The organism is Micromonospora sp. DSM 45708 (assembly GCF_039566955.1).
GTDB lineage: Bacteria > Actinomycetota > Actinomycetes > Mycobacteriales > Micromonosporaceae > Micromonospora.
Window position 1 is genome coordinate 1,644,171 of record NZ_CP154796.1, and the last position, 24,034, is coordinate 1,668,204.

23 protein-coding genes are annotated in these 24,034 nt (G+C 72.1%); 17 read left to right on the top strand and 6 right to left on the bottom strand.

Features of this window, described 5'->3' with window-relative positions:
• Window positions 1-19: 19 nt before the first annotated feature.
• Together VKK44_RS07810 and VKK44_RS07815 are read left to right on the top strand one after the other, a co-directional pair.
• Window positions 20-1,003 (top strand): hypothetical protein, encoded by a 984-nt coding sequence (locus VKK44_RS07810; RefSeq protein WP_343446168.1) that lies wholly within the window; start codon window positions 20-22, stop codon window positions 1,001-1,003.
• Entirely contained in the window at window positions 1,000-1,995 is a 996-nt protein-coding gene (locus tag VKK44_RS07815) for a hypothetical protein (protein ID WP_343446170.1), read from the top strand. The genes VKK44_RS07810 and VKK44_RS07815 overlap by 4 nt, the downstream gene beginning before the upstream one ends.
• A 37-nt stretch (window positions 1,996-2,032) precedes the next feature.
• Here the strand turns inward: VKK44_RS07815 and VKK44_RS07820 are convergent, their stop codons facing one another.
• From VKK44_RS07820 to VKK44_RS07830, 3 genes are all read right to left on the bottom strand, one after another.
• Window positions 2,033-2,506 (bottom strand): DUF6114 domain-containing protein, encoded by a 474-nt coding sequence (locus VKK44_RS07820; protein ID WP_343446171.1) that lies wholly within the window; start codon window positions 2,504-2,506, stop codon window positions 2,033-2,035.
• Between the two features lie 2 nt (window positions 2,507-2,508).
• Entirely contained in the window at window positions 2,509-3,138 is a 630-nt protein-coding gene (locus VKK44_RS07825; protein ID WP_343446172.1) for a DUF6230 family protein, read from the bottom strand.
• Window positions 3,139-3,314: 176 nt separating this feature from the next.
• Window positions 3,315-4,058 (bottom strand): TetR/AcrR family transcriptional regulator, encoded by a 744-nt coding sequence (locus VKK44_RS07830; RefSeq protein WP_343446173.1) that lies wholly within the window; start codon window positions 4,056-4,058, stop codon window positions 3,315-3,317.
• A gap of 180 nt (window positions 4,059-4,238) precedes the next feature.
• On the opposite strand from VKK44_RS07830, the gene VKK44_RS07835 reads away from it, so the two are divergent.
• The 3 genes from VKK44_RS07835 to VKK44_RS07845 all read left to right on the top strand — a co-directional run bounded on the left by VKK44_RS07835 (window position 4,239) and on the right by VKK44_RS07845 (window position 7,876).
• Window positions 4,239-4,925, top strand: coding sequence for a Tat pathway signal sequence domain protein (locus VKK44_RS07835; protein ID WP_343446174.1), 687 nt, complete (start codon window positions 4,239-4,241; stop codon window positions 4,923-4,925).
• Between the two features lie 165 nt (window positions 4,926-5,090).
• Entirely contained in the window at window positions 5,091-6,389 is a 1,299-nt protein-coding gene (locus VKK44_RS07840) for an aspartate aminotransferase family protein (protein WP_343446175.1), read from the top strand.
• Window positions 6,386-7,876, top strand: coding sequence for a CoA-acylating methylmalonate-semialdehyde dehydrogenase (locus tag VKK44_RS07845; RefSeq protein ID WP_343446176.1), 1,491 nt, complete (start codon window positions 6,386-6,388; stop codon window positions 7,874-7,876). Before VKK44_RS07840 ends, VKK44_RS07845 begins: the two co-directional genes overlap by 4 nt.
• Here VKK44_RS07845 and VKK44_RS07850 read toward each other — a convergent pair.
• Window positions 7,848-9,200, bottom strand: a complete 1,353-nt coding sequence (locus tag VKK44_RS07850) for an acyltransferase family protein (protein ID WP_343446177.1) — start codon at window positions 9,198-9,200, stop codon at window positions 7,848-7,850. The two genes, VKK44_RS07845 and VKK44_RS07850, sit on opposite strands and share 29 nt — an antisense overlap.
• Before the next feature lie 145 nt (window positions 9,201-9,345).
• Between VKK44_RS07850 and ngcE (VKK44_RS07855) the strand changes: the two genes are divergently transcribed.
• The 4 genes from ngcE (VKK44_RS07855) to VKK44_RS07870 all read left to right on the top strand — a co-directional run bounded on the left by ngcE (VKK44_RS07855) (window position 9,346) and on the right by VKK44_RS07870 (window position 13,155).
• Window positions 9,346-10,761: an N-acetylglucosamine/diacetylchitobiose ABC transporter substrate-binding protein gene (gene ngcE / locus VKK44_RS07855; protein ID WP_343446178.1), complete on the top strand. Its 1,416-nt coding sequence runs from the start codon at window positions 9,346-9,348 to the stop codon at window positions 10,759-10,761.
• Window positions 10,762-10,768: 7 nt separating this feature from the next.
• Window positions 10,769-11,680 carry a carbohydrate ABC transporter permease gene (locus tag VKK44_RS07860; RefSeq protein ID WP_343446179.1) on the top strand — a complete coding sequence of 304 codons (912 nt, stop codon included), beginning with the start codon at window positions 10,769-10,771 and terminating at the stop codon, window positions 11,678-11,680.
• Window positions 11,677-12,552: a carbohydrate ABC transporter permease gene (locus tag VKK44_RS07865; RefSeq protein WP_458351618.1), complete on the top strand. Its 876-nt coding sequence runs from the start codon at window positions 11,677-11,679 to the stop codon at window positions 12,550-12,552. Before VKK44_RS07860 ends, VKK44_RS07865 begins: the two co-directional genes overlap by 4 nt.
• Before the next feature lie 87 nt (window positions 12,553-12,639).
• The gene (locus VKK44_RS07870) at window positions 12,640-13,155 is read left to right on the top strand and encodes a hypothetical protein (RefSeq protein ID WP_343446180.1); all 516 of its coding nucleotides are present in this window, start codon (window positions 12,640-12,642) and stop codon (window positions 13,153-13,155) included.
• A gap of 133 nt (window positions 13,156-13,288) precedes the next feature.
• On the opposite strand, the gene VKK44_RS07875 is transcribed toward VKK44_RS07870, so the two are convergent.
• A complete protein-coding gene (locus tag VKK44_RS07875) occupies window positions 13,289-15,697 on the bottom strand; it encodes a tetratricopeptide repeat protein (protein ID WP_343446181.1) in 2,409 nt (802 codons plus the stop codon).
• 263 nt (window positions 15,698-15,960) lie between these two features.
• On the opposite strand from VKK44_RS07875, the gene VKK44_RS07880 reads away from it, so the two are divergent.
• The 3 genes from VKK44_RS07880 to VKK44_RS07890 are packed head-to-tail and all read left to right on the top strand — an operon-like array spanning window position 15,961 to window position 17,765.
• Window positions 15,961-16,236, top strand: a complete 276-nt coding sequence (locus VKK44_RS07880; protein ID WP_343446182.1) for an SH3 domain-containing protein — start codon at window positions 15,961-15,963, stop codon at window positions 16,234-16,236.
• Between the two features lie 40 nt (window positions 16,237-16,276).
• Window positions 16,277-16,717 carry a hypothetical protein gene (locus tag VKK44_RS07885; RefSeq protein ID WP_343446183.1) on the top strand — a complete coding sequence of 147 codons (441 nt, stop codon included), beginning with the start codon at window positions 16,277-16,279 and terminating at the stop codon, window positions 16,715-16,717.
• Between the two features lie 58 nt (window positions 16,718-16,775).
• Window positions 16,776-17,765 carry a hypothetical protein gene (locus VKK44_RS07890; RefSeq protein ID WP_343446184.1) on the top strand — a complete coding sequence of 330 codons (990 nt, stop codon included), beginning with the start codon at window positions 16,776-16,778 and terminating at the stop codon, window positions 17,763-17,765.
• A 41-nt stretch (window positions 17,766-17,806) separates the two neighbouring features.
• Here VKK44_RS07890 and VKK44_RS07895 read toward each other — a convergent pair whose 3' ends face one another.
• A complete protein-coding gene (locus VKK44_RS07895) occupies window positions 17,807-18,796 on the bottom strand; it encodes an N-acetylglucosamine kinase (protein WP_343446186.1) in 990 nt (329 codons plus the stop codon).
• A gap of 158 nt (window positions 18,797-18,954) precedes the next feature.
• Here VKK44_RS07895 and VKK44_RS07900 point away from each other — a divergent pair, with 158 nt between their 5' ends.
• The 5 genes from VKK44_RS07900 to VKK44_RS07920 are packed head-to-tail and all read left to right on the top strand — an operon-like array spanning window position 18,955 to window position 24,008.
• Window positions 18,955-19,893 (top strand): MurR/RpiR family transcriptional regulator, encoded by a 939-nt coding sequence (locus VKK44_RS07900; RefSeq protein WP_343446187.1) that lies wholly within the window; start codon window positions 18,955-18,957, stop codon window positions 19,891-19,893.
• Complete coding sequence (locus VKK44_RS07905) at window positions 19,890-20,639, top strand: SIS domain-containing protein (protein ID WP_343446188.1); 750 nt, start codon at window positions 19,890-19,892, stop codon at window positions 20,637-20,639. Before VKK44_RS07900 ends, VKK44_RS07905 begins: the two co-directional genes overlap by 4 nt.
• Window positions 20,640-20,664: 25 nt before the next feature.
• On the top strand, window positions 20,665-22,074 hold the full coding sequence (gene ngcE, locus VKK44_RS07910; protein ID WP_343446189.1) for an N-acetylglucosamine/diacetylchitobiose ABC transporter substrate-binding protein: 1,410 nt from the start codon (window positions 20,665-20,667) through the stop codon (window positions 22,072-22,074).
• Between the two features lie 22 nt (window positions 22,075-22,096).
• Window positions 22,097-23,038 (top strand): carbohydrate ABC transporter permease, encoded by a 942-nt coding sequence (locus tag VKK44_RS07915; RefSeq protein ID WP_107156895.1) that lies wholly within the window; start codon window positions 22,097-22,099, stop codon window positions 23,036-23,038.
• A 13-nt stretch (window positions 23,039-23,051) separates the two neighbouring features.
• On the top strand, window positions 23,052-24,008 hold the full coding sequence (locus VKK44_RS07920) for a carbohydrate ABC transporter permease (protein WP_458351619.1): 957 nt from the start codon (window positions 23,052-23,054) through the stop codon (window positions 24,006-24,008).
• Window positions 24,009-24,034 lie beyond the last annotated feature (26 nt).

Here is a 24,034-nt window from a genome sequence, read left to right on the forward strand (position 1 = left end):
AGTTCCGCGAAGGAGAAACATGGTCAGTTTCGACGCTGTCGCCCTTCCGACTTGCGAGCCGAACTTCCGTCCGCAGGCGGCGGCCGAGGAGATCCTCGCCTGGGTCTCGTCGCCGCCGATGCGTGCGCTGGTCGAGGAGTACGACGGCGTCCTGCCCTCGGCCGGCGTCGGCGAGCTGCTGGAGTGGCTCGACGCGTTCTCCGACCGGCACTGGAACTTCCGCAAGCGGGGCAACGTCGAGCGGGACCAGGTGACGGCGCCGACGTTCGAGCCGGCCCGGGCCGCGCTCGTGCTCGCCGCGGCGACCGCACTGCGTCTCGTCGAGCCGGCCGAACCGCCCCGCGCGGCGTACGACCACCTGCTCGTCCTGGGTGGCCTCGGGCGGGCCTGCCTGCAACGCACCGAGTACGCCGCCCGGCTCGTCCGCGAGGGCGTCGTCTCGGTCGGCGAGGTGGCGGCGCTCGGCAGCTTCCGACCGCTGACCGAGCCGGAGACCACGCTGCCCGGCCTGGCCGACGGTCGGTTCGAGATGGACGCGATGGACGTCGGTGCGCGCCACGCGTTCGGGCTCGCCGAGCCGGCGCGGTGTGAGTCCTCCGAGGGGGCGGTGACGCACCGGTCCTGGCAGGTGCGCACGTACCGGCCGGTCGGCGGCCCGCCGGTGCAGGTGCTCGCCGCGCCGTCCAGCGAGCCCGAGCTGCGTCGCGCCAACACCCCCGACACGTACGATTTCTGGGCCCGGCGCTCCAGTCTCCGGCCGACGGACCGGATTCTCGTCGTCACCTCCCCGATCTACGTGCCGTTCCAGCACAGCGACGCGATCCGCATGCTGGCGGCGCGCCACGGCTGCGGGATCGACACGATCGGCTTCGACCCGGCGCGGTCCTCGGTGCCGCTCGCGCCGGGTGCCACCAATCCCGACCGCTACCTCCAGGAGATCCGCTCCGGGATCCTGTCGATGCAGCGGTTGCACCGGGCGTTGGCCGGGAGCCTGGCCGCGTGACGGCGGCGGTCTTCGCCGCGGTGCCGTTGCCCACCACCGGGCCGCCGGCCGGCCGCGCGGACGGGTCCGTCGCCGGGCCGGCGCCAGCGGACCGGGCCGGCATCGCCGAGGGGATCGCCTCCTGGGTGGACTCGCCGGCGATGACCGCACTGCTGGCCGAGTTCGGCGGTGGGCCCCGGCCGGTCGGTCCGCTCGGCGACCGTCTGGACGCGCTGGCGGAGTTCTCCGCCCGGTGGGACTACCGGAAGGGGCTGGAGCGCCACCAGGCGGTGGGGGAGAGCTTCGCCGCTGGCACCGACGCGCGCATCCGGTCGGCGGCGAGGTCGTTGGGGCTGGCCGGCCGCGTGATGCCGAGGAGCCTGTGGTTCGACCACGTCCTGGTGCTCGGCGGCGGCGTCCGCACCATGATGGCCCGTGCGCATCTGGCCGCCGCGATCCTGCGCCGGGGGGTGCGCGCCGGCTCGGTCGCGGGGCTGGGCAGCCTGCGGCCGATTCCGGAGCAGAACGTGATCGCCGCCGGGCTCGGGCTGGGCGCCGTCGCGACCGAGGGCGACGCGGTCGACGAGGCGCTGCGGCACGCCTTCGGCGCGGCGCCCGCCACCGAGCGGCGCTCCGGCACGACCGGGGCCGGTCAGCCCTGGTGGGTCCGGTCCCATCGGGACGTGGATCCGCCGGTGCACGTGCTGGCCGCACCGTCGACCCGGGCGGGCGAGCGGGCCAACACGGCGGACACGTTGGTCGGCTGGGCGGAGCTGGTGCGGCCGGCGTCGGTCGGCGCGCGACTGCTGGTGGTCACGACCGACATCTTCGTACCGTTCCAGCACTGCGACGCCGTCCGGCTGCTCGGCCTGCGGTACGGCTGCCGGGTGGAGACGGTGGGCTTCGACAGCGGCGCCGATCCCTGGGTGCCGCCGCCGGCGACCTCCGCGATCCTCCAGGAGGTCCGGTCCGCCATCCGGTCCATGCGGGTGTTGTACCAGGCGGTCGCCTGAGCGTGGCCCGGCCCGTCTCGACCGTCGCGCGGCACGGTCAGCCCCGGTCCAGCGGGATGACCTCCGTCGGTTCCGGGGTGTCGTCGGCCGGCTCCCGTGGCGCGGGCGGTGTCGGCGCGACGCTGCCGGCCCGCTGTTTGTCCGGGGTCCAGGCGAACGCGAGTGCGCCACCGACCAGCGCCAGCAGCATGCCGATGACGAACCCGCCGAGGTTCGAGGTGAGCCAGGAGACCAGCCCGAGCAGCAGCGACAGCAGCGCGTAGAAGACGCGTTGCTGCGGGGTGGCGATCAGCAGCGCGCCGCAGAGCACGAGGATCGCCGGGACCAGGTAGGCGGCCAGTCCCTGCGGCCCGACGTGCAGCAGCACCCCGAGCGGCGCGCGCAGCGTCACCAGCATCTCGACGCCGCCGAGCGCGATGAGTAGGCCGGCGACGAACGGCCGGGCCCGCCGCCAGCGGCGCCAGCGCCCGCCGGGGCGGGCGTCCGGCGCCGCGTGCTGTCCGACGGTCATCGTCAGCACCCGTCGGAGCTGAAGCCCATGTGCAGGTTGGGCAGCGTGAAGACCGCGGCGGTGGTGGCGTAGTTGTTCTGCCGCAGGTTGGTGATGGTCACCGAGTCGGCCTGCTGGGCGAAGACGCCGGGGTTGCCCTTCACGCCGGGAACCTGGTCGACGGTGCTGGCGTCCTGCCCGACGTTGATGTTGCGGAACGAGGCGTTGCCGGCGACCTCGTCGCCGTCGACGACCAGCGTGCGGGCGGTGACCGGCTTGCCGGAGCCGCCCGCGGTGATCCGCAGGTTGATCCCGCCCAGGCTGATGTTCTGGCAGAGGTTGGTCAGCTCGGCCTTGTCGATGGCCGACACGATCACCACCACCTGGCCGCCGGTGTCGCCCTGGTTGGGGCTGTCCGGGATCATCTGGTCGAGCGTGGCGAACTGCTCGAAGCCGGTGCCTTCGAGTTTGTCGGCGGTGACGGTGAACGGCATGCCGGAGATGGCGAACTGCGCGCCGAGCACGCCCTGCGCGGTCAGCACGACCATGCCGGCGGCGCCGGCCGCGACGGCGCCGAGCGTGACGGCGAAGCGGCGCCAGCGTACGCCGCTGCTCGGCGGGGCGGGCTCGATCGGTGCGGTCTGCTCCGACATGGCGGCTTCCTTTCGAGATCAATTCATGTGCGACGATCTGAATTGGATTCGCAGGATTTCGCGCCAGGGGCGCAGGCCGAAGTTACCGCTGGGTAAAGTGGCGGTCAACAGGGAGTTCGGCGGCATGTGCCAATTGTGGCCAAAGTGAAAAACCGCAGCGGTTTTTCACTGGACCGTCAGTCGGCCGCGCACGGCGCGGTCGTGCTCGGCCCGTCGTCCGGCCCGGCGTGCCGGGTGGCCCGGCGCGCGCCCTCGGGGCCGAGGAACGGCGCGGTGGCCGCGTACGTGAGCACCGGCAGCAGCAGCGGCAGCTCCTCGGCCCGCCCCTGCGCCACCCGGGCGCGGATGGTGGCGTGGATGCCGCCGACCACGGTGGACACCAGCACGTCGCGGTCCACCCCGGTGAGCGCCGGCCCCGGCCCGGCGTCGGCGAAGAACCGGCGGAAGCTGTGCAGCAGCGCGTCGCGTTCCCGGCGGGCGTCCGGGCCGGCGGCGTCCACCTCGACCAGTGCCATCCGGGCGAACGCGGGCACGCTGGCCAGCACGTCGAGCAGGGTGCGCAACGCGGCCCGGGCGGCGTCCGGCCAGGCCGGTCCGGCCCCGGCGTAGGCGGCCTCCATGAGTTGTGAGACCACCGCGATGCCGTGCCGGTAGGTGGCGAGGAACGCGTCCTGCTTGCCGCTGAACAGGGCGTAGAAGGCCGGCCGGGTGACGCCTGCCGCATGGCAGATGTCGGTGACCCGGGCGTTGTCGTACCCCCGGGTGGCGACCTCGCGGACCAGCCCGTCGAAGAGGCGGTCGCGCTGGGTCGCCGCCACCTCCTCGGCCGGTACCCGCCGGGGTCCGCGCTTGATGGCGCGGTCCGGGTCGCGGCCGTGCCGGGCGCCGGGCAGCGGCGCCGGCGGGGGCGGGCTCTGCATGGTCAAGATATCGGCCTTCCGTGATGCGTTGACTTTACGACCCTCTGAGGTTTATAACTTTCGACACGCTCAGTTCACAGCCCGTCACCATTGGTGATCACCACGGAAGGGCTCGAACGGCCGTCATTATCGCCGTCCGGCTCCACCACCACCCCCGTCCCACCGCCGGAAGGAACCACCATGCCCAGGTACGGACGCATCGGCGCGGGCCTCGCCGCCCTGGCGCTGCTGACCGGTCTGGTCGGCGCCACCCCCGCCACCGCCGCCCCCTCCACCTCGCTGGCCAGCGCCGTGCTGACCTACCCGACCGCGGCCGGCACCGCCGTGTCGGTCAACGACGTCATCCAGGCCAGCCTGAAGACCGGCACCAGCGCGACGTTCTACTCCTCGGCCAGCGGCACCACCGGCGTCAAGTGCGCCGCGTCCACGTTCAGCGCCAAGGTGCTGAGCAACCCGACCGCTCCCGGCACCGCCACCGAGAGCCTCACCGCGCAGTCGTTCACGAGCTGCACCAGCAACATCATCGGCACCACCGGCGTGCAGAGCGTGACCGTCAACAACCTGCCGTACACCACGTCGGTCACCAGCGGCGGCGTGGTGACCATCTCCGGCACCTCGGCCGCGCCGATCCAGAGCACCGTGGTGCTGAACTCGCTGCTCGGCCCGATCACCTGCGTCTACCGGACCAGCACCAACACGCTCACCGGCGTGGCGGCCAACGCCACCAACTCGATCGCGTTCACCAACCAGACCCTGACCAAGTTCTCCGGCCCGTCGCTCTGCTTCGGCACCGCGTACTTCACCGCGACCTACTCGCCGGTGCGGGACACCAGCAAGACCGGCAGCCCGGCGGTCTTCGTCAACTGACCACCCGGCAAGTGGCCGGTGCGCGGCGGTTCGCCGCGCACCGGCCCCCGCCATGGGGTACGTGGTGTCAGGTGGGCGGGGTCGCCGCGCGACACAGTGACAGTTGTCCCGACCCCGGCGCGGTGGCAGCGTGCGGGAACCAGACCGCCGCTGAAGGGTGCGCCGATGACCGACGACCTGCTGGCCCGGCACCGGGCCGTGCTCCCGTCCTGGATGCCGCTCTACTACGCCGAACCACTCGAACTGGTCGCCGGCTCCGGCCGCCGGGTCACCGACGCGGCCGGCCGCAGCTACCTGGACTTCTTCGGCGGCGTGCTGACCAACATGATCGGCTACGACATCCCGGAGATCCGCGACGCGGTGGACCGGCAACTGCGCACCGGCCTGGTGCACAGCTCCACGCTCTACCTGATCCGCCAGCAGGTCGAACTGGCCGAGAAGATCGCCCGGCTCTCCGGCATCCCGGACGCCCGTGTCTTCTTCACCAACTCCGGCACCGAGGCGAACGAGGCGGCGCTGCTGGTCGCCACCAACCACCGCCGCTCACACCAGATCCTCGCGGTGCGCAACAGCTACCACGGCCGGTCGTACGCGACCATGGGCGTCACCGGCAACCGCGGCTGGACGGCCAGCGCGCTCAACCCGTTGCAGGTGGCCTGGCTGCACTCCGGTGAGCGGCTGCGTGGCCTGTTGGCCCGGCTCGACGCCGCCGACCGGGTCGACGCCGCGGTCGAGGACCTGCGCGAGGTGCTCGCCACCCAGACCGCCGGCGACGTGGCCTGCCTGATCGCCGAGCCGATCCAGGGCGTCGGCGGCTTCACGTACGGCCCGGACGGGCTGTTCGCGGCCTGGCGGAAGGTGCTCGACGAGCACGGCATCCTGCTGATCAGCGACGAGGTGCAGACCGGCTGGGGGCGCACCGGCGAGCACTTCTGGGGCTACCAGGCGCACGGCGTCACGCCGGACCTGCTCACCTTCGCCAAGGGCATCGGCAACGGCTTCGCGCTGGCCGGGGTGGTGGGTCGGGCCGAGGTGCTGGAGGCGGTGCCGGCGATCAGCTTCTCCACGTTCGGCGGCAACCCGGTCTCCACCGCCGCCGGCAACGCGGTGCTCGACTACCTGCTCGACCACGACCTCCAGGCCAACGCGGCCCGGGTCGGCGCGATCCTCGCCGACGGCCTGCGGGCCGCCACCGCCGGCCTGGACCGGGTCGCCGAGGTCCGCGGCAAGGGCCTCATGCTGGCCGTCGAGTTCGTCCGCCCCGGCACCGTCGAGCCGGACCCGGAGCTGACCGCCCGGGTCTTCGAGGCGTGCCGTGCCGGCGGCCTGCTGGTCGGCAAGGGCGGCCTGTACGGCAACGTGGTGCGGATGGGCCCGCCGCTGACGCTGACCGAGGACGAGGCCCGCGAGGGCCTGGCCATCCTGGTCGACGCCATCCGCTCGTCCGTCGAGGAGGCGGCATGACCCTCATCGGGCACTACGTCGACGGCAAGCGGACCACCGGGGACTCCGAGCGGCGCGCCGACGTCTTCGACCCGGCCACCGGCCGGCGTACCGGTCGGGTGGCGCTCGCCGGGGCCGCCGACGTGGCCGGCGCGGTGGAGGCCGCCGAGCGCGCGGCCCGCGGCTGGCGGGACGCCTCCCTGGCCCGGCGCACGGCGGTGCTGTTCGCCGTCCGGGAGCTGGTGCACGCCCGCCGGGACCGGCTCGCCGAGGCGATCACCGCCGAGCACGGCAAGGTGCTCGCGGACGCCGCCGGCGAGGTGCAGCGCGGCCTGGAGGTGATCGAGTACGCCTGCGGCATCGCCTCGGCGCTGCGCGGCGGGTTCAGCGAGAACGTCTCCACCGAGGTCGACTCGTACAGCCTGCGGCAGCCGCTGGGCGTGGTCGCGGTGGTCTCCCCGTTCAACTTCCCGGTGATGGTGCCGCTCTGGTTCGTGCCGGTGGCGATCGCCTGCGGCAACGCGGTGGTGCTCAAGCCCAGCGAGAAGGACCCGAGCGCGGCGCTGCTGCTGGCCGAGTGGTTCACCGAGGCGGGCCTGCCCGACGGCGTGCTCAACGTGGTCAACGGCGACAAGGAGGCGGTCGACGCGCTGCTGGACCACCCCGGCGTCCGGGCCGTGTCGTTCGTCGGCTCCACCCCGGTGGCCCGGTACGTGCACCAGCGCGGCTCGCTGGCCGGCAAGCGGGTGCAGGCGCTGGGCGGGGCGAAGAACCACATGGTGGTGCTTCCCGACGCCGACCTGGACCTGGCCGCCGACGCCGCGGTCAACGCCGGATTCGGCTCGGCGGGGGAGCGGTGCATGGCGATCTCCGCGCTGGTCGCGGTGGAGCCGGTGGCCGACGCGCTGGTGGAACGTATCGCCGCGCGGATCGGCCGGCTGCGCACCGGGGACGGCCGGCGCGGCTGCGACATGGGGCCGCTGATCACCGCCGCGCACGCGGACCGGGTGCGCAGCTACGTGGAGTCCGGGATCGCGGCGGGCGCGGTGCCGGTGGTGGACGGGCGGGACGTCACGCCGGACGGCGACCCCGGCGGCTTCTGGCTCGGCCCGACGCTGTTCGACCACGTCACGCCGGACATGTCGGTCTACACCGACGAGATCTTCGGCCCGGTGCTGAGCGTGCTGCGGGTCGGCTCGTACGACGACGCGGTGGAGCTGGTCAACGCCAACCCGTACGGCAACGGCACCGCGATCTTCACCAACGACGGCGGCGCCGCGCGGCGCTACCAGCACGAGGTGGAAGCCGGCATGGTCGGCATCAACGTGCCGATCCCGGTGCCGATGGCGTACTACTCCTTCGGCGGGTGGAAGGCGTCGCTCTTCGGCGACCTGCACGCGCACGGCGCCGACGGGGTGGCGTTCTTCACCCGGGGCAAGGTGGTCACCAGCCGCTGGCTCGACCCGCGCCACGGCGGGGTCAACCTCGGCTTCCCCACCCAGACCTGAGCAGCCGCAGCAGACCCGCCCCGGCCAGGTACGCCACCAGCGCCGGGACGGGCAGGCCGAGCGGCTCCGGCGCGGCCTTCGGCGCGAGGCTGTTCAGCAGCAGGCCGGCGACCAGCGCGGCGTACCCGGCGACGGCCATCGTGGTGCGCAGCCGCCGGCCGCCGGCGTCGGCCGGCCCGGTCGGGGGCGGGCGGCGGGTGCGGGCCTCGACCGGACCGAACACGGCGACCAGCGCGGCCAGCACCACGGCCAGCGCGAGCAGCCACGGCACCCGCCAGGCCCACCAGGCCGCCGAGCCGACCCGGGGAGTGGGCAGCACACCGAGCGCGTCCAGCAGGCCGATCAGCAGGATCGCGGCGGTCAGGTGCCACAGGAAGACGGTGAGCACGACCGCGTTGACCGCGATCGCCGCCCGCCACGGGCCGGGCCGGCGCAGCCAGCGGCCGGCCGGGCGGCGCAGCAGCAGGATCAGCCCGAGCTGGGCGGTGGCGGCGGCGAGCAGCGCCAGGCTCGGCGGCGCGGCGTTGTCCAGCCGTTCGCCCGGCACGTGCAGCATCGCCACCGGGTACGGCCCGACGGTGGTCAGCAGCACCAGCGCGACCAGCCCACCGACCAGCAGAGCCGCCCCGGCCCGGCGGGACAGCGGCAGCCGGCGCCGGCGGGGCTGCTCGGGTGACCGGGCGTCGAACCAGGCGAAGCCGAGCTGGTGCACCGCCAGCCAGCCGAACAGGTAGTTGCCGTCGGCCAGGCCGGCCGGGCCGAGGAGCCGCCCGAGGTCGCCGAGCGCGACGAGCGCGACCAGCACCACCGGCACGGCCAGCCCGAACCGGCGGTGCAGCGCCGCCATCGGTGGGGTCAGCGTCACCACCACGAAGTAGGCGACCAGGAACCAGAGCGGGATGGTGGCGAACCAGACCACGGTGCGGACCTGCGCCGGGTCGGCGCCGCGCGCCGTGGCGACCGCGGCGCCGGCGGCCAGCACCAGCAGCAGCGTGGTGGTCGGCCGGACCAGCCGGGCGCTCCGGTCGACCAGCCAGCCGGTCGCGGTCCCGCCCCGGCCACGGCGGGCGGTCAGCGAGGCGGCGTTGGCGTAGCCGCCGACCAGGAAGAACACCGGCATCACCTGGGCCAGCCAGGTCAGCGGCCAGGCCCAGGGCAGGTCGGCCAGCGCCGAGTGACCGGCCGGGCGGCCGTGGTCGTACCCGATCGCGGTCACGCTCCAGTGACCGAGCACGACCATGGTGATCGCCAGCGCCCGGAGCAGGTCGACGTAGCGCTCCCGCCCCGGCGGCGTGCGCTCGGCGAGCTGCCGCAGGCGGCGCATGGGACCAGGCTATGCCAGCAGCCCCCGACCGGGACGGATAACGGATCGGTCATGAGGTCTTGTGGTCCGCGTCGGGTGGGCGTAGAAATTCTCCAACGAAGACGTGTCCCGTGAAGAGAAGCGACGGAATCACCGAGGAGATGCGATGAACAGGCGTGAGATCCTCCGGCGCAGCGCCGCCGCCGGTCTGCTGGCCACTCCCGCCGCCGGCCTGCTCGCCGGCTGCGCCACCTCCGGCGGCGACGACAAGGGCGACGCGGGCGCGTACAAGGGCACCAAGAGCGAGCAGAACCCGCTCGGCGTCGCCGAGGACGCGCCGCTGGAGGTGGTGATCTTCAACGGCGGCTTCGGCGAGGAGTACGCCAAGGCCCACGAGGCGATGTACAAGGAGAAGTACCCGAAGGCGGAGGTCAAGCACTCGGCCACCCAGGAGATCAGCAAGACGCTCCAGCCGCGCTTCGTCGACGGCAGCCCGCCGGACGTGGTGAACAACTCCGGCGCGGGGCAGATCGACTTCAACGGCCTGGTCTCCCAGAACGCGCTGGCCGACCTCGGCGAGCTGCTCGCCGCGCCCAGCCTCGACGTGCCCGGCAAGACGGTCAAGGACACGCTGCTGCCCGGCACCGTCGAGGTCGGCTCCTACGACGGCCGGTTCCTGGTGCTCAACTACACCTACACGGTCTACGGCATCTGGCACTCCACCAAGCTCTTCGCCGAGCGCGGCTGGAGCTACGCCAAGACCTGGGACGAACACATCGCGCTCTGCCGGCAGATCAAGGCCGCCGGCATCGCCCCCTGGACGTACGCCGGCCTGCACCCGCGCTACATGAGCTGGCCGCTGATCTCCACCGCGATCAAGCTGGGTGGCCCGTCCGTGGCGCTCGCCATCGACAACCTGGAGCCCAACGCTTGGAAGTCGGACGCGATGAGGACCGCCGCCGACGCCTGGCACCAGATCGTCAAGGACAGGTTCATCCTCGACGGCTCCCCGGGTCTGGACCACAAGCAGTCGCAGACCGCCTGGTGCCAGGGCAAGGCCGCGTTCATCTCCTGCGGCTCCTGGCTGGAGAGCGAGCAGAAGGACGTCACCCCGGCCGGCTTCAACATGACTGTCGCGCCGACGCCGAGCCTGGGCAGCGGCGACAAGCTGCCGTTCGAGGCGATCCGGGGCACCGCGGGCGAGCCGTTCATGGTGCCGGCGAAGGCGAAGAACGTGGCCGGCGGGCTGGAGTACTTCCGGACCATGCTGTCGCGCAAGGGCGCCCAGGACTTCACGAGGAAGGTCGCCAGCCTGCCCGTGGTCGCCGGCGCCACCGACGGCGTGGAGCTGCCGTTCGGGCTGGCCACCGTGGTCAAGGCGCTGGACGCGTCCGGCGCCAACGGGTTCAACTGGGTCTACAACAACTACTACCGCAAGCTGGAACGCAACCTGGTGGACGCGGCCTGCGGCGAGTTCTTCAGCGGCCGGATCTCCCCGGCGGAGTTCCTCGACCAGTGCCAGAAGGGCGCCGACTCGATCGCGCAGGACAGCTCCGTCAAGAAGTACAAGCGGGCCGCGTGACGGTCGGATGCGACACGGTCGATACCCACTGATCCTCAGCTTCCTGCTGCCACCGCTGGCGCTGTACGGCATCTTCGTGCTGTCGCCGTACCTCCAGGCGTTCCAGATCTCCACCACCGACTGGCTGGGCTACTCCGCGCAGGCCGACCAGGTCGGCCTGGCGAACTTCCGCACGCTGCTGCACGACGGGTACGTCTGGAACGCGTTGCGGAACAACGCGATCCTGCTCGCGGTGGTGCCGGTGGTGACTATCGCGCTGGGTCTCTTCTTCGCCAGCATGCTCACCATGGGCGGTCGCAAGGGCCGCGCCGGCGTCACCGGGGTACGCGGCACCGCGCTCTACCGGCTGGTCTACTTCTTCCCGCAGGTGCTCTCCGTGGTGATCATCGCGTTGCTGTGGAAGGAGATCTACAGCCCGACCAGCGGCCTGCTCAACGGCGCGCTACGCGCGATCGGGCTGACCTCCACGCCGGCCTGGCTGGGCGATCCGCGATTCGCGTTCTGGTGCGTGCTGGCCGTGATGGTGTGGAGCAACGTCGGGTTCTACGTGGTGCTGTTCGGCGCCGCCATGCAGGCCATCCCGCGCGACATCTACGAGGCGGTGCTGCTCGACGGCGCGTCCCGGGCCACCATGCTGCGGAAGATCACCATTCCGCTGCTCTGGGACACCATCCAGGTGGCCTGGATCTACCTGGCCATCGCCGCGCTGGACGGCTTCATCCTGGTGCAGCTCATGACCAACGGCGGGCCCAACTTCTCCTCCGACGTGATCGGTTTGCGGATGTACGACACCTCGTTCGGCAGCGAGAACAAGTTCGGGTACGCCTCCGCGATCGGTGTGGCCATGTTCTTCCTGACCCTCTCGGTGGCGGTGCTGGCGCTGCGGACCGCCCGGCGTGATCGGATCGAGTACTCGTGACCACAGTGCAGACGCCCGTGCCGGCCGACCGTCCGCCGCGCCGCGAGTCGGGCGTGGCAAACGTCTTCTCGCACGGTTTCCTGCTGCTCTGGGCCGCCATGACCATCCTGCCGCTGGCCTGGATGCTGCTCAGCTCGCTGAAGAGCAACGGCGAGATCATCGCCGACCCGTGGGGCCTGCCGGAGGCGCTGCGGTTCGACAACTGGGCCCGCGCCTGGACCACCGCCCACATCGGCCGGTTCTTCGTCAACAGCCTGGTGGTGGTGGCCGGCTCGCTGAGCCTGACCATGCTGCTCGGCGCCACCGCCGCGTACGTGTTCGCCAGGTACGAGTTCCGCGGCCGTCAGGCGGTCTACTACCTGTTCGTCGGCGGCATGATGTTCCCGGTGTTCCTGGCGCTGGTGCCGCTCTTCTTCGTGGTGCGCAGCGTCGGTCTGCTCGGCACCTGGCCGGGCCTGATCCTGGTCTACACGGCGTACTCGCTGCCGTTCACGGTGTTCTTCCTGACCGCCTTCTTCCGGACGCTGCCGACCTCGGTGGCGGAGGCCGCGATGATCGACGGGTGCGGCCACTTCCGGCTCTTCTTCCGGGTGATGCTGCCGATGGCGCGACCGGGACTGATCAGTGTCGGCATCTTCAACTTCCTCAGCCACTGGAACCAGTTCCTGCTGCCCCAGGTGCTCATCCCCGGCGACGGGCCGGACCGGATGCTCGCCCAGGGGCTGAGCTCACTGGCGGTCAGCCAGGGCTACGCCGGCGACTACGCCCAGCTCTTCGCCGGGCTCACCATCGCGGTGCTGCCGGTGCTGGTGGTCTACGTGGCCTTCCAGCGGCAGATCCAGGCCGGCCTGACCGCCGGGCAGCTCAAGTGAGGTGGTTGCCACAGGCAACGGGACAGTGCGGATGATCGCGCTCCAACAAGGTGGGCCGGCACACTCACCTTGTTGACAGGAAACTCCATGTTTTTTCTCATCTACACGCTGTTGTTGCTGCTCGGCGGCATCGCGATGGTCGCCGTCGGCGTCGCCATCAAGGAGCAGGGGACCGGGTCGCGCGTTCTCAACGTGATCGTCGGCCTGGCGTTCTTCGCGTACGGCTTCTACCTGCTGTTCCTCTTCGACGGTGGCAGCTACCGGATCTTCTTCTACGTCTTCATCCTGCCGATCCTGCTGATCGTGCGCGCGGTGAAGGCCCGCCGGGAGGCCCGCGAGCAGGCCGCCGCGCACCAGTTCGCCGGCACGCCGCAGCAGGGCATGTTCCCGCCGTCCGGGCACGGCCAGCCGGCCGCCGGCTTCCCGTCCGCCCAGGGCCAGCCGGCGCCGCACGGCTACCCGGCCGCGCCGCAGGGCTACCCGGGTCAGACCCCACCGCAGGGCTACCCGGGTCAGACCCCACCGCAGTCCGCGCCCTACCCGTCCCAGGTCGGCCAGTCGGGGCAGCAGCCCTACGGGCAGCCGGGCAACCCGACCGCCTGAGCGGGCACGGAGAGCCGGTCGGCCACGTCGGCCGGCTCTCCGCCGCGTCGGGCTGGGCACGCCGGGTCGCGTCGTCGGCGGGGCGCCGGCCGGGCGCCGTCCGGGCCGTGCGGGTCGCCGAGGTCGACCGGGATCAGTGGTGACCCGCGCCCCGGGCGTCCGGGTCGAGTCCGGCGCAGATCAGCTCGTCCAGGCGGGCCCGCACCTGCTCCGCCTGGGGAGCGCCGATGTCGTGGAAGATGCCGAGCGCGGTGCGCCACGCCTCGGCGGCTGCCTGATCGTCGCCGGCCTCGTGGAGGGCGTCGCCGAGATTCGCGCCGGCCTCCGCCTCGCCGTGCCGATCGGCCAGCTCCCGGAACAGGTCCCGGGCCCGCCGGTAGAGCGCGGCGGACCGCTCGTGCGCACCGAGCAGCCGGTACACGTAGCCCAGGCTGTCCAGCGTCACGGCGACGCCGTCGACGTCGCCGAGCTGTTCGAGCAGCGCCAGGGCCTGCTCGCAGTGGGAGATGGCCGCGCGGTGGTCGCCCAACTGGGCGTGACACCAGCCGACCGAGTTCAGCGTCATGGCCTCGCCGGCACGATGCCCCACCCGCCGGAACAGCTCCAGGGCATGCAGGTCGTGCCGGAGCGCGGTGGCGTGCTCACCGAGCCGCTCGGCGATCCAACCCAGGCTGCGGTGGGTGAACGCCTGGTTCACCGTGTCGTCCAGCTCCTCGAAGAGCGTCAGGGCCCGCAACTGGTGGACCCGGGCGTCGAGGAACCGGCCCAGCCGGGTGGCGGCGCCGCCGAGGAACCGGTGGGCGTGCGCCTCGGCCGACGGGTCGGCGAGGCGGCGGGCCGAACGCAGGGCGGTGCGTTGGGTGGCTGTCCAGTCGTGCCAGTGCCCCCGCAGGTCGAAGAAGCTCACCAGGGCGGCGGCCAGCTGCCAGGCGTGCCGGTCGTGTCCGGTGGCCGCGGCGTGGTCGACCGCGGCGACCAGCACGGTGTGCTCGGCGGCGAACCAGGCGAGTGCCGCTGCCCGGTCGTCGTGCCGTTCGGGTGTCACCCCCGGGGCCGGCTCCGCGAGCGTGATCGTCCCCCGGGGTGGTTGGAGCGGTCGTTCGGCGGTGTGCGCGCTGTGCAGGTAGTGGTCGAGCACCCGCAGGACGGCCGCGCGCCGCTGCGCCCCCGGGTCCGCGTCGGCCAGTTCCCGGGCATACGCGTGCAGCAGGTCGTGGGAGGTGTAACGCCCGGGGCGGTGCTCGGTGACCAGGTGGGTCTGGACCAGTTCGGCCAGCAGCGGGCGGACCTCGGGCTCCGGCAGGCCGGTGAGGCTGGCGGCGGCCGGCACGCCGATGTCCGGTCCGGCGATCAGCCCGAGCAGCCGGAACAGCCGCGCGGCGGGCGGACTGACCTGCCGGTACGACCAGGAGAAGACCGTACGGACGTCGATGGCCGGATCGGCGCCGGCGAGCGGGTCCAGCCGCCGGGGCGCCTCCCGCAACTCCCGGGCGACCGTGGCCAGGGAGAACCGCGGGTGGGTCGCGGCGCGGGCGGCGACCACCGCCAGGGCCAGGGGCAGCCCGGAGGAGCGCGCGACGATCTCGTCGACCGCGGCCGGCTCGTCCGCCACCCGTCGGACGCCGATTCGGCGGGCGAGAAGTGCCCTCGACTCCGCGGCGGTGAGCAGGTCCACGGTGAGCGGGCGGGCGCCCTCGGTGGCGACCAGGCCGGGCAACTGACCACGGCTGGTCACCACCACCAGGCACCCTCCCGAGGCGGGCAGCAGCGGGCGGACCTGGTCGGCGTCGCGGGCGTTGTCCAGCACCAGGAGCACCCGCCGGCCGGTGAGCAGCGTGCGGAACAACGTGACCTGGGCGTCCAGGTGCGCCGGGATTCGCTCGCGCGGCACCTCGAAGGCGTCCAGGAAGTCGCGGAGCGCCTCGGCGGGCGCGACCGGGGTGCCGGCCGGATCGAAGCCTCTGAGGTTGGCGTGTAGCTGCCCGTCCGGGAAGTGCCGGCGCACGCCGTGCGCCCAGCGGGTGACCACCGTCGTCTTGCCCACTCCGGCGGTGCCCGTGACGACCGCGATCACCGGTGCGCCCGGCTCGTGGTCCACCTCGGGGAGCAGGCCGTCGAGGGCCGCCAGGATCTCCCGGCGGGCGGTGAAGGCGGCGCTGGTGGGCGGGAGTTGGGCGGGCACCGTGGTGGGTGGGCCGGGGCGCACCGGGGCCCGGTCGCCGGCGTGGCCGGGTTCCGCCGGCCCGGTCACCAGGCGGTCGCCGGTGATCCGCTCCCATCTGGTCGCCCAGACGCCGGCCTCGGCGGGGGACACGCCCAGCGCGAGCAGCAGCCGGTCGAGGACGTCCAGCGGCATCGGCGTGCGGCCGTTGAGGTAGTTGGAGAGGCTGCTCTTGGGCACGCCGGTGGCGGATTCGAGATCCTGGAGCGACAACCGGGCCTTGCCTCGCGCACGTGCCGCGCGGACGCGCAACCGGTTCAACTCCGCCAACAGATGCTGTTCTTCCCCACCCGTCGACGAATTGATGGAGTTGTCGTTCACCGCCGCATCTTCGCAGTCGGCGTCCAATGTTGTCCATGGACGTCCAACATGTGGGTCCCCACGCCTCACTGACTGCCACCATCAATGCCACACCGCAAACCCATGCGGATGGATGTGCGGGAGGAAAGGGGTCAGGAGTGAATTCCATCGGTGGCACATTCAGGTCGGCAGCCGTGTTGGCGGGAATCGGACTCGCCGTGACCACGGTGGCCGCGCCGGCACAGGCGGCCCCGAAACCCCGGCAGGGCGTCGGAGCAGCGGCGGTGACCTGCGGAAACGCGTACTGGCCGCACGAGAAATGGGACACCGGATCGGGTCGCACGACCACCGAGGCGGCCGTGCACACCGGGCCGTACGGCGCATGCAGCGTCACCGCCTACCTGCCGGCGGGCACGTACGTGACGTACGACTGCTACACCGTGAACGACTACGGAAACACCTGGACCTGGGTGCGGGCCAGTGGTGGCGCCAGCATCGGCTGGGTGTACGACGCCTACCTCGACAACGGTGGCGCGACGGCCCTGTGCCCGAAGTACTGAGACAGCAATTCCCCTATCGACGGGTGCGGAAAGGAAACAGATGATTCGCAGGATTCTCGGCCTGGGCGCCGCCGGACTGGCGGCGACCGCGGCTCTGGTCGCCCCGGCCTCGCCGGCCGCGGCCGCGGACACCTGGTGCGGAACCGCGCGTGACTACAAGGTCGCGGTCTCCAACCAGCGGTCCGTGACGTACCAGGGGCGTACGGCGGCCATCCGCTACTACAACAACCACGTCTTCGCCGTCATCTACGGCGGTGAGGTCGGCGACGCGGTCAGCATGGGCTGGAACTACACGGGTAACGACGTCTCCTACTGGTGCGGCGCGTACGGCGGCTCGTGGCCGACCTGGTCCTACGTGGCCGAGGGGAAGAACTCCTCGTTCACCGCCGCGGTGCCCTTCAGCCAGGTGAACTGGGCCTTCGCCCGCGGCAAGGTCTCCGGCACCACCCAGTACTTCGACACGACCAAGGTGTACGTCTGAGCAGCGGGAGCCGGCCGGTCGGCCGGCTCCCGTCCGCCTACCGGCCTGGAGGGGCACCGTGCCACGTCTGCTTCGCGTCCTGCTCGTGACGGCACTGCTCGGCGCGGCGCTGACCGGGTGTGACGACGCCACCGCCGTCGTCCCCGGCCGGGCCGGCGCGGCGGTCGGGGAGGGCGCCGTACCCTCCGCGGGGCCCGTGCCCGGCGCGTCCCTGCCGATCGCGGCCCTGGAACCCACCCTCGCGGACTACCAGCGGATTCAGCGTGCCCGGCTGCTGCTGGCCCGCCGTTGCATGGCCCGCCTGGGCATCGACCTGGCGGTGCCGACGGTCCGCCCGGTACGGCATCCGGGCGCGACCGCGGCGGCGGCCGTCGGCGCGTTCGACGACCGCGAGCCCGCCCGGTACGGCTACCGCGGCCCGGTCGGTTACCAGTCCGACCTCTTCACCGGCGCGGTGCGGGGACTGACGAAGGCGCTCGTCGTCCCGGAGCCCGGTGTCGCCGCGTTCGACGGTTCGGTGGCCGAGTTCCGCGGCGTAGCGGTGCCGGCCGGGGGTTGCGAGGGCGAGACGCGGCGGGCGCTGGACACGCCGGCGGGCAGCGAGCTGCGGGCGGCGATCGGGGACGAGCGGGTGGTGCCGTGGACCGCCTTCGCCGAGTTGGAGCAGGCCGCCGCCGCGAAGCTGGCGGCCGACGACCGGTACCGGCGGGCGCAGCGCCGGTGGAGCGGTTGCATGGCGCGGTCCGGTTACCACTATCCGGAGACCACGGCGGCCGAGGGTGACGGGCGCTGGGCGACCTCGGTGTCGGTGACCGACGAGGAACCGGAGCGGGAGGTGTCGGCGGTGGAGATCGCCACCGCGGTGGCCGACGAGCGGTGCCGCGCCGAGGTGGGTCTGCCACAACTGTCGGCGTCGCTGCTCGCCGGTTACCAGACGGAGTTGATCCGCCGGGAGGAGGAACGGCTGCGTCGGGTACGTCGGCTGCTGGACCTGCAACTGGCCTCGGCCGCCCGGGTGACGGGGGCGGGCGGCGGGGCGGCGCGGTAGGTGACCGGCTCTTCCGGGTAGGACCGGCGGCCGGCCGGGGCTCAGGCCCTGGCCGGCACCAGCCGCGCGTGCAGCGCCGCCGGGTCGGTGACCTCGGGCAGGTCCCGGGCGGCGAGCCAGGCCGCGGCGGCGGCGCCGTCCCCGGCGGAGTGCAGCGGGGCGGCCGGCCAGCGGCGGGCCAGTTCGGCGCGGACGACGGCGGCCAGCGGGGTGTCGCCGGTGAGCAGGCCGCCGCCGAGCACCACCGGGTCGGTCGCGTCGGCGGGACGGATCCGGGAGACGCTCTCGGCCAGCAGCGCGGCGGCCTCGGCGATGATCGCCCTGGCGGCTTGCTCGCCCTGGCGGGCCGCGGTGACGACGAGTGGCGCGAGTCGGGCCAGGTCCACCGGCGGTCGCCGGGTGACCGCCTGCACCACGGCCCCGGCGGTCTCCCGGGGGCGGGCGGCGACCTCGGTCGTGCCGGTCAGTTCCGCCAGCACGCGGCGGGCCAGTTCCCCGGGCGGCTCGGCCCGGTCCAGGTCGGTCAGGAGCCGGCGGACCGCCTCCCGTCCCAGCCAGAATCCGGAACCCGCGTCGCCGAGCAGCCAGCCGTGGCCGTCTGCGGTGCGGTCCAGGCGGAGCTCGTGCACCCGGGCGGCGATCGCGCCGGTGCCGGCGATCAGCACGGTGCCGTCCGGGGCGGCCGTTCCGGAGGCGTAGGCGACCAGGGCGTCGCCGTGCACGGCGTACGGGCAGCGCAGCCCCGCCTCGGTCCACGCCCGGTCGAAGGCGGCACGCCCCTCGGGATCGGCGCGGAGGCGGCCGGCGCCGGCGAGGCCGATCACGCCGGCGCGTACCCGGGTCGGATCGACCCCGGCGAGCGCCGCGCGGAGGGCGGCGAGCAGCTCGGCGGCGGCCCGGTCGGCGCCGTGGCTGGTCGGGTTGCCGCCGCCGGCCCGCCCGGTGCCCAGGCGTACACCGTCGAGGCTGACGGCGGTGGCGCGGGTGGACGTGCCCCCGACGTCGAGGCCGACCACGACGGTGTCCGACATGGTCATCATGCTGACCGGCCGGGCCCTCCCCGCGCAAGATCGCGGCAGCGCGGCAGGTAACAGTTTGAAAACTTCGCCCACGGTCTTGACACGGAGGGGCCTTCAGTAAGAACTTTTACCACTAACAGTTAACACTCCTTTCCGAAAGGCTTTCGCCGATGGCCGAGCACGAGGTCGAGACTTCCGCGGCGACCGCGGTGGTCGATGCCGACCGGCGGGGCGTCGACGGGGTGCTGGCCCGGGTCCGGGCCGGCGCGGGGGAGCTGACCGGGGCGTTGCGACGGGTCGCCGAGCACGTGCTCAGCGACCCGGAGGCGGCGGCGCGCGCCACCATCGTCGAGCTGGCCGAGCGGAGCGGCACGTCACCGGCGACCATCACCCGATTCTGCCGGGCGATGGGCTTCGAGGGCTACGCCGACCTGCGGCTCGGCATCGCCGCCGAGACCGGCCGGGCCCGCTCGGCGGGCTGGACCGTCGACATCGGCCGGGAGATCCAGCCCGGCGACCCGCTGTCCCGGGTGCTCGACCAGATCATGGCCGCCGACACGCGGGCCATGCACGACACCGCCGCCCTGCTCGACCTGCACGAGGTGGAACGGGCGGCGGTGGCCATCGCCGGGGCGAGCCGGGTGAACATCTTCGGCGCCAGCGGCAGCGCGCTGGTCGGCGAGGAGATGCAGTTCAGCCTGCACCGCATCGGGGTGGCCGCCTGGGCCTGGAGCGACGTGCACGAGGGGCTGGCCAGCGCCGCGCTGCTGGGCGCGGGCGACGTCGCGCTCGGCATCTCGCACACCGGCCAGACCCGGGAGACCATCGAGCTGCTCGCCGAAGCGGGCAGCCGCGGGGCCACCACCGTCGCGTTGACCGGCTTCCCCCGCTCACCGCTGGCCGAGCTGGCCGACATCGTCCTGGTCACCGCCAGCCAGGCCACCACCTTCCGGCCGGACGCCCTCTCCGCCCGGCACCCGCAGCTCGTCGTGCTCGACCTGCTCTACATCGCGGTGGCGCAGCGCACCCACGACCGCGCCCACGCGGCCTTCCGGCGTACCGCCCAGGCCGTCGACGGGCACAAGGCCGCCAAGGGGGCCCTCTCATGATCAGTGCCCAGCGGTACGCGGACGCCGTCCGCCCGGTCCTCGACCGGCTGGTGGACAGCCAGGCGGACGCGGTGGACCGGGCGGCGGACCTGATCGCCGGCGGACTGCGTGCCGGCGGCGTCCTCCAGGCGTTCGGCGCCGGCCACTCGGAGGCGTTCGCCGCCGAGCTGGTGGCCCGCGCCGGTGGCCTGGTCGCCAGCAACCGACTCTCCCTGCACGACCTCGTGCTGCACGGTGACGCGCCCCGCGACGTGCTCGCCGACCCCAAGCTGGAACGCGACCCGTCGGTGGCGCACCGGCTGTTCGCGCTGGCGGCGCCGCAGCCCGAGGACGTGTTCGTGGTCGCCTCGCAGTCCGGCATCAACGGCTCGGTGGTCGAGCTGGCGACGCTGGTCAAGCGCGGTGGCCACCCGTTGATCGCGGTCACCTCGGTCGAGCACACCGCCCGGGTCGCCTCTCGGCACCCCTCCGGGCACCGGCTCGCCGACCTCGCCGACGTCGTGCTGGACAACGGCGCGCCGTACGGCGACGCACTGCTGCCGCTCGAGGGCGGCGGCGCGGTCTGTGCGGTCTCCTCGGTCACCGCGGCGCTGCTGGCGCAGCTGCTGACCGCCGAGGTCGTACGACGGTTCCACCAGGCCGGAGAGGTACCCCCTGTCTACCTCTCCGCCAACGTCCCCGGTGGGGACGAGCACAACCTCGCCCTCGAGTCGCGGTACGCCGGGCGCCTCCGGCGGACCGCCTGACCCGACACCACAAGGAGAGACAAAGATGTCGGTTATCCCCGAGAAGTCTGACCTGAGCCGTCGGACGCTGCTCCAGCGCGCCGGCGCGGCCGGTCTGCTGGCCATCCCGGCGGCCGGTCTGCTCAGCGCCTGCGCCGGCAGCGAGCCGAGCAAGTCCGACGGCGGCGGCACGGCCAAGAGCAAGGACAACCCGTTCGGCGTCAAGGACGGCAGCGCCGTCAAGGTGGTCGTCTTCAACGGTGGGCTGGGCGACCAGTGGGCCAAGGAGGACAAGGTCGTCTTCAACGCCAAGCACCCGAACGTCACGGTCAACATGTCTTCCACCCAGAAGATCAAGACCGAAGAGCAGCCCAAGATGGCGACCCAGCCGAGCGACCTGGTGATGAACTCGGGCGCCGACATGATGGACCGCAGCACGCTGATCAACGAGGGCGCCATCGAGCCGCTCGACGACCTGCTCACGGCACCCGCCTGGGACGGCGAGGGCACGGTCGGCGACTCGCTGCTGCCCGGCACCGTCGGCGACGGCACCCAGAACGGCAAGTTCTACGTGGTGAACGTCGCCTACACGGTCTGGGGCAACTGGTTCAACGCGGCGCTGTTCAACAAGGAGGGCTGGACGGCGCCGACGACCTGGGACGAGTTCTTCGCCCTGGCGCCGAAGATCAAGGCCAAGGGCATGGCGCCGTACGTGCACGACGCGGCGCACGGCTACTACCCGCGCTGGGCGCTGTTCGCCAGCATCTGGAAGGCGGTCGGCAAGCAGGCCGTCGTCGACATCGACAACCTGAAGGACGGCGCCTGGAAGGCCGACGGGATCGTCGCCGCGCTGGAGCCGTGGGAGAAGCTGGTCAAGGACAAGCTGCTGCTGCCGGGCAAGCTCGACCACACCCAGTCGCAGCAGGCGTTCCTCGACGGCAAGGCGGCGTTCATCCAGGTCGGCACGTGGCTGAAGAACGAGATGGCGGCGACCATCCCGCCCGGGTTCGAGCTGACCATGTCGGACTACTGGAGCAAGCCCGGCGACAAGGCCGCCAAGGACGTCTTCGCCGCCTCCGGCGAGGGCTTCGTGGTGCCCAGCAAGGCGCCGAACAAGGAGGCCGCGAAGGAGTTCCTGCGGGCCATCCTGTCCAAGGCCGGGTCGGCGAAGTTCGCCGAGCTGACCAAGTCGCTGGCCTCCACCAAGGGCTCCGGCGACAACGTCCAGGACACGGCGCTGGCCAGCGCCAACAAGCTGGTCAAGGGCGGCAGCGGCGAGCTGATCTCGGTGAAGTTCCCGGACTTCTACGCCGACCTGGACAAGGAGAGCCAGAACCTCTCCGAGGAGCTGATGGCCGGCCGGCTCACCGCGGCCCAGTTCGTCGACAAGATGCAGTCGGCCGCCGACAAGGTCGCCAAGGACTCGTCGATCAAGAAGCAGACCCGCACCGCCTGACGCTGTCGAGGAAGTGAGTTCAATGCGGCACGGAGTCGCGCGTTTCGTCACGGGCTTCCTAGCCCTGCCCGTCGCGCTGTACCTGTTCTACGTGGTGTGGCCGTTCGCCCAGGCGGCGGGTTACTCGCTGACCGACTGGGGTGGGTACTCGGATTCCCAGCGCTTCGTCGGGCTGGACAACTACGTCCGGCTGTTCTCCGACGAGCTGATCCGGAAGGCGTTCTGGCACAACGTGTTCTTCCTGGTCACCGTGCCGCTGTTCACGATCGCGCTGGCCCTGTTCCTCGCGTTCCTGCTCAACGTGGGCGGACGCGAGGACAGGGCCGGCATCCGCGGGGTGTTCGGCTCCGCGCTCTACAAGGTCATCTTCTTCTTCCCGCAGGTGCTGTCGCTGGTGGTCATCGCCGTGATGTGGCAGCAGATCTACCGGACCGACGGGCAGGGCCTGATCAACGGCCTGCTGATCAAGATCGGGCTGGTGGACGCGGACAACCCGATCGCGTTCACCGCCGACCCGGAGCCGTTCCTCGGCGTGCCGGCGGTGCTGTGGTGGCTGCTGCTCATCGCGGTGTGGAGCGGCGCCGGCTTCTACATGGTGCTCTTCTCCGCCGCCATGCAGTCGATCCCGAAGGACATCTACGAGGCCGCGATCCTCGACGGCGCGGGCCGGTTCCACACGTTCTTCAAGGTGACGCTGCCGCTGCTGCGGGACAGCATCTCGGTCGCCTGGGTCTACCTGGGCTTCATCGCGCTGGACATGTACGCGCTGGTCTTCGTCATGACGCCGAGCCAGGGCGGGCCGAACCACGCCAGCGAGATCTTCGCGTCGGTGCTCAACTTCACCGCGTTCCAGAAGGGCCAGTTCGGCTACGCCTGCGCGATGGGTGTCGCGCTGGCCATCTTCACGATCCTGCTCGCCGCCGTGCAGCTGAGGATCACCCGTCGTGACCGTATCGAGTACTGAAGGAGGCGCGGCGATGAGCACGGCGACACACGATCTCGACCGGGCCGGACAGGCCAACCCCGGGTCCGGGGCTGCCCCCGTACGCCGGGGGGAGCGGCACCGCGGCGGGGTCGGCTCCCGGATCTTCAACGGCTTCTCCCACATCTTCCTGGTGGTCTGGGCCGTGATGGTCATCTACCCGCTGCTGTGGGTGGTGATGTCCGCGCTCAAGGACGACTCGGAGGTCATCCGCGAGCCGCTGTCCCTGATCCCGGACAAGCTGCACTTCGAGAACTTCGGTCGGGCCTGGACCGAGGGGCACCTCGGGTCGTTCTTCCTGAACACCCTCCTGGTGCTGGCCGGCAGCGTCACGCTGACCATGCTGCTCGGCTCGATGGCCGCGTACGCGCTGGCGCGGTTCGAGTTCCGCGGCAACCGGCTGATCTACTACATGTTCCTGTCCGGCCTGACGCTGCCGATCTACCTGGCGGCGGTGCCGCTGTTCAAGGGCGTCTACAACACCGGGGTCAGCTTCCCGCTGCTCGGCCCGAACAAGCACGCCATGCTGATCCTGGTCTACGTGGCCTGGTCGCTGTCGTTCACGATCTTCTTCATGCACTCGTTCTTCCGGACGCTTCCCGACTCGATCGCGGAGGCGGCCTCGGTGGACGGGGCCTCGCACACCCGTACGTTCTTCAACGTGATGCTGCCGATGGCCAAGCCGGGTCTGATCAGCATCGGCATCTTCAACGTGCTGGGCCAGTGGAACCAGTGGTACCTGCCGACGCTGCTCATGCAGTCGGTGGCCGGCGAGCCGAAGCACCAGGTCATCGCGCAGGGGCTGATCGAGTTGTCGGTCAACCAGGGCTACAAGTCCGACTGGTCCGGTTTGTTCGCCGGGGTCACCATGGCGATGCTGCCGGTCCTGATCGTGTACATCGTCTTCCAGCGCCAGGTCCAGTCCGGCCTCACCGCCGGCGTCGGCAAGTAGCCCCGCCCCGCCCCGCCCCGCCCGCA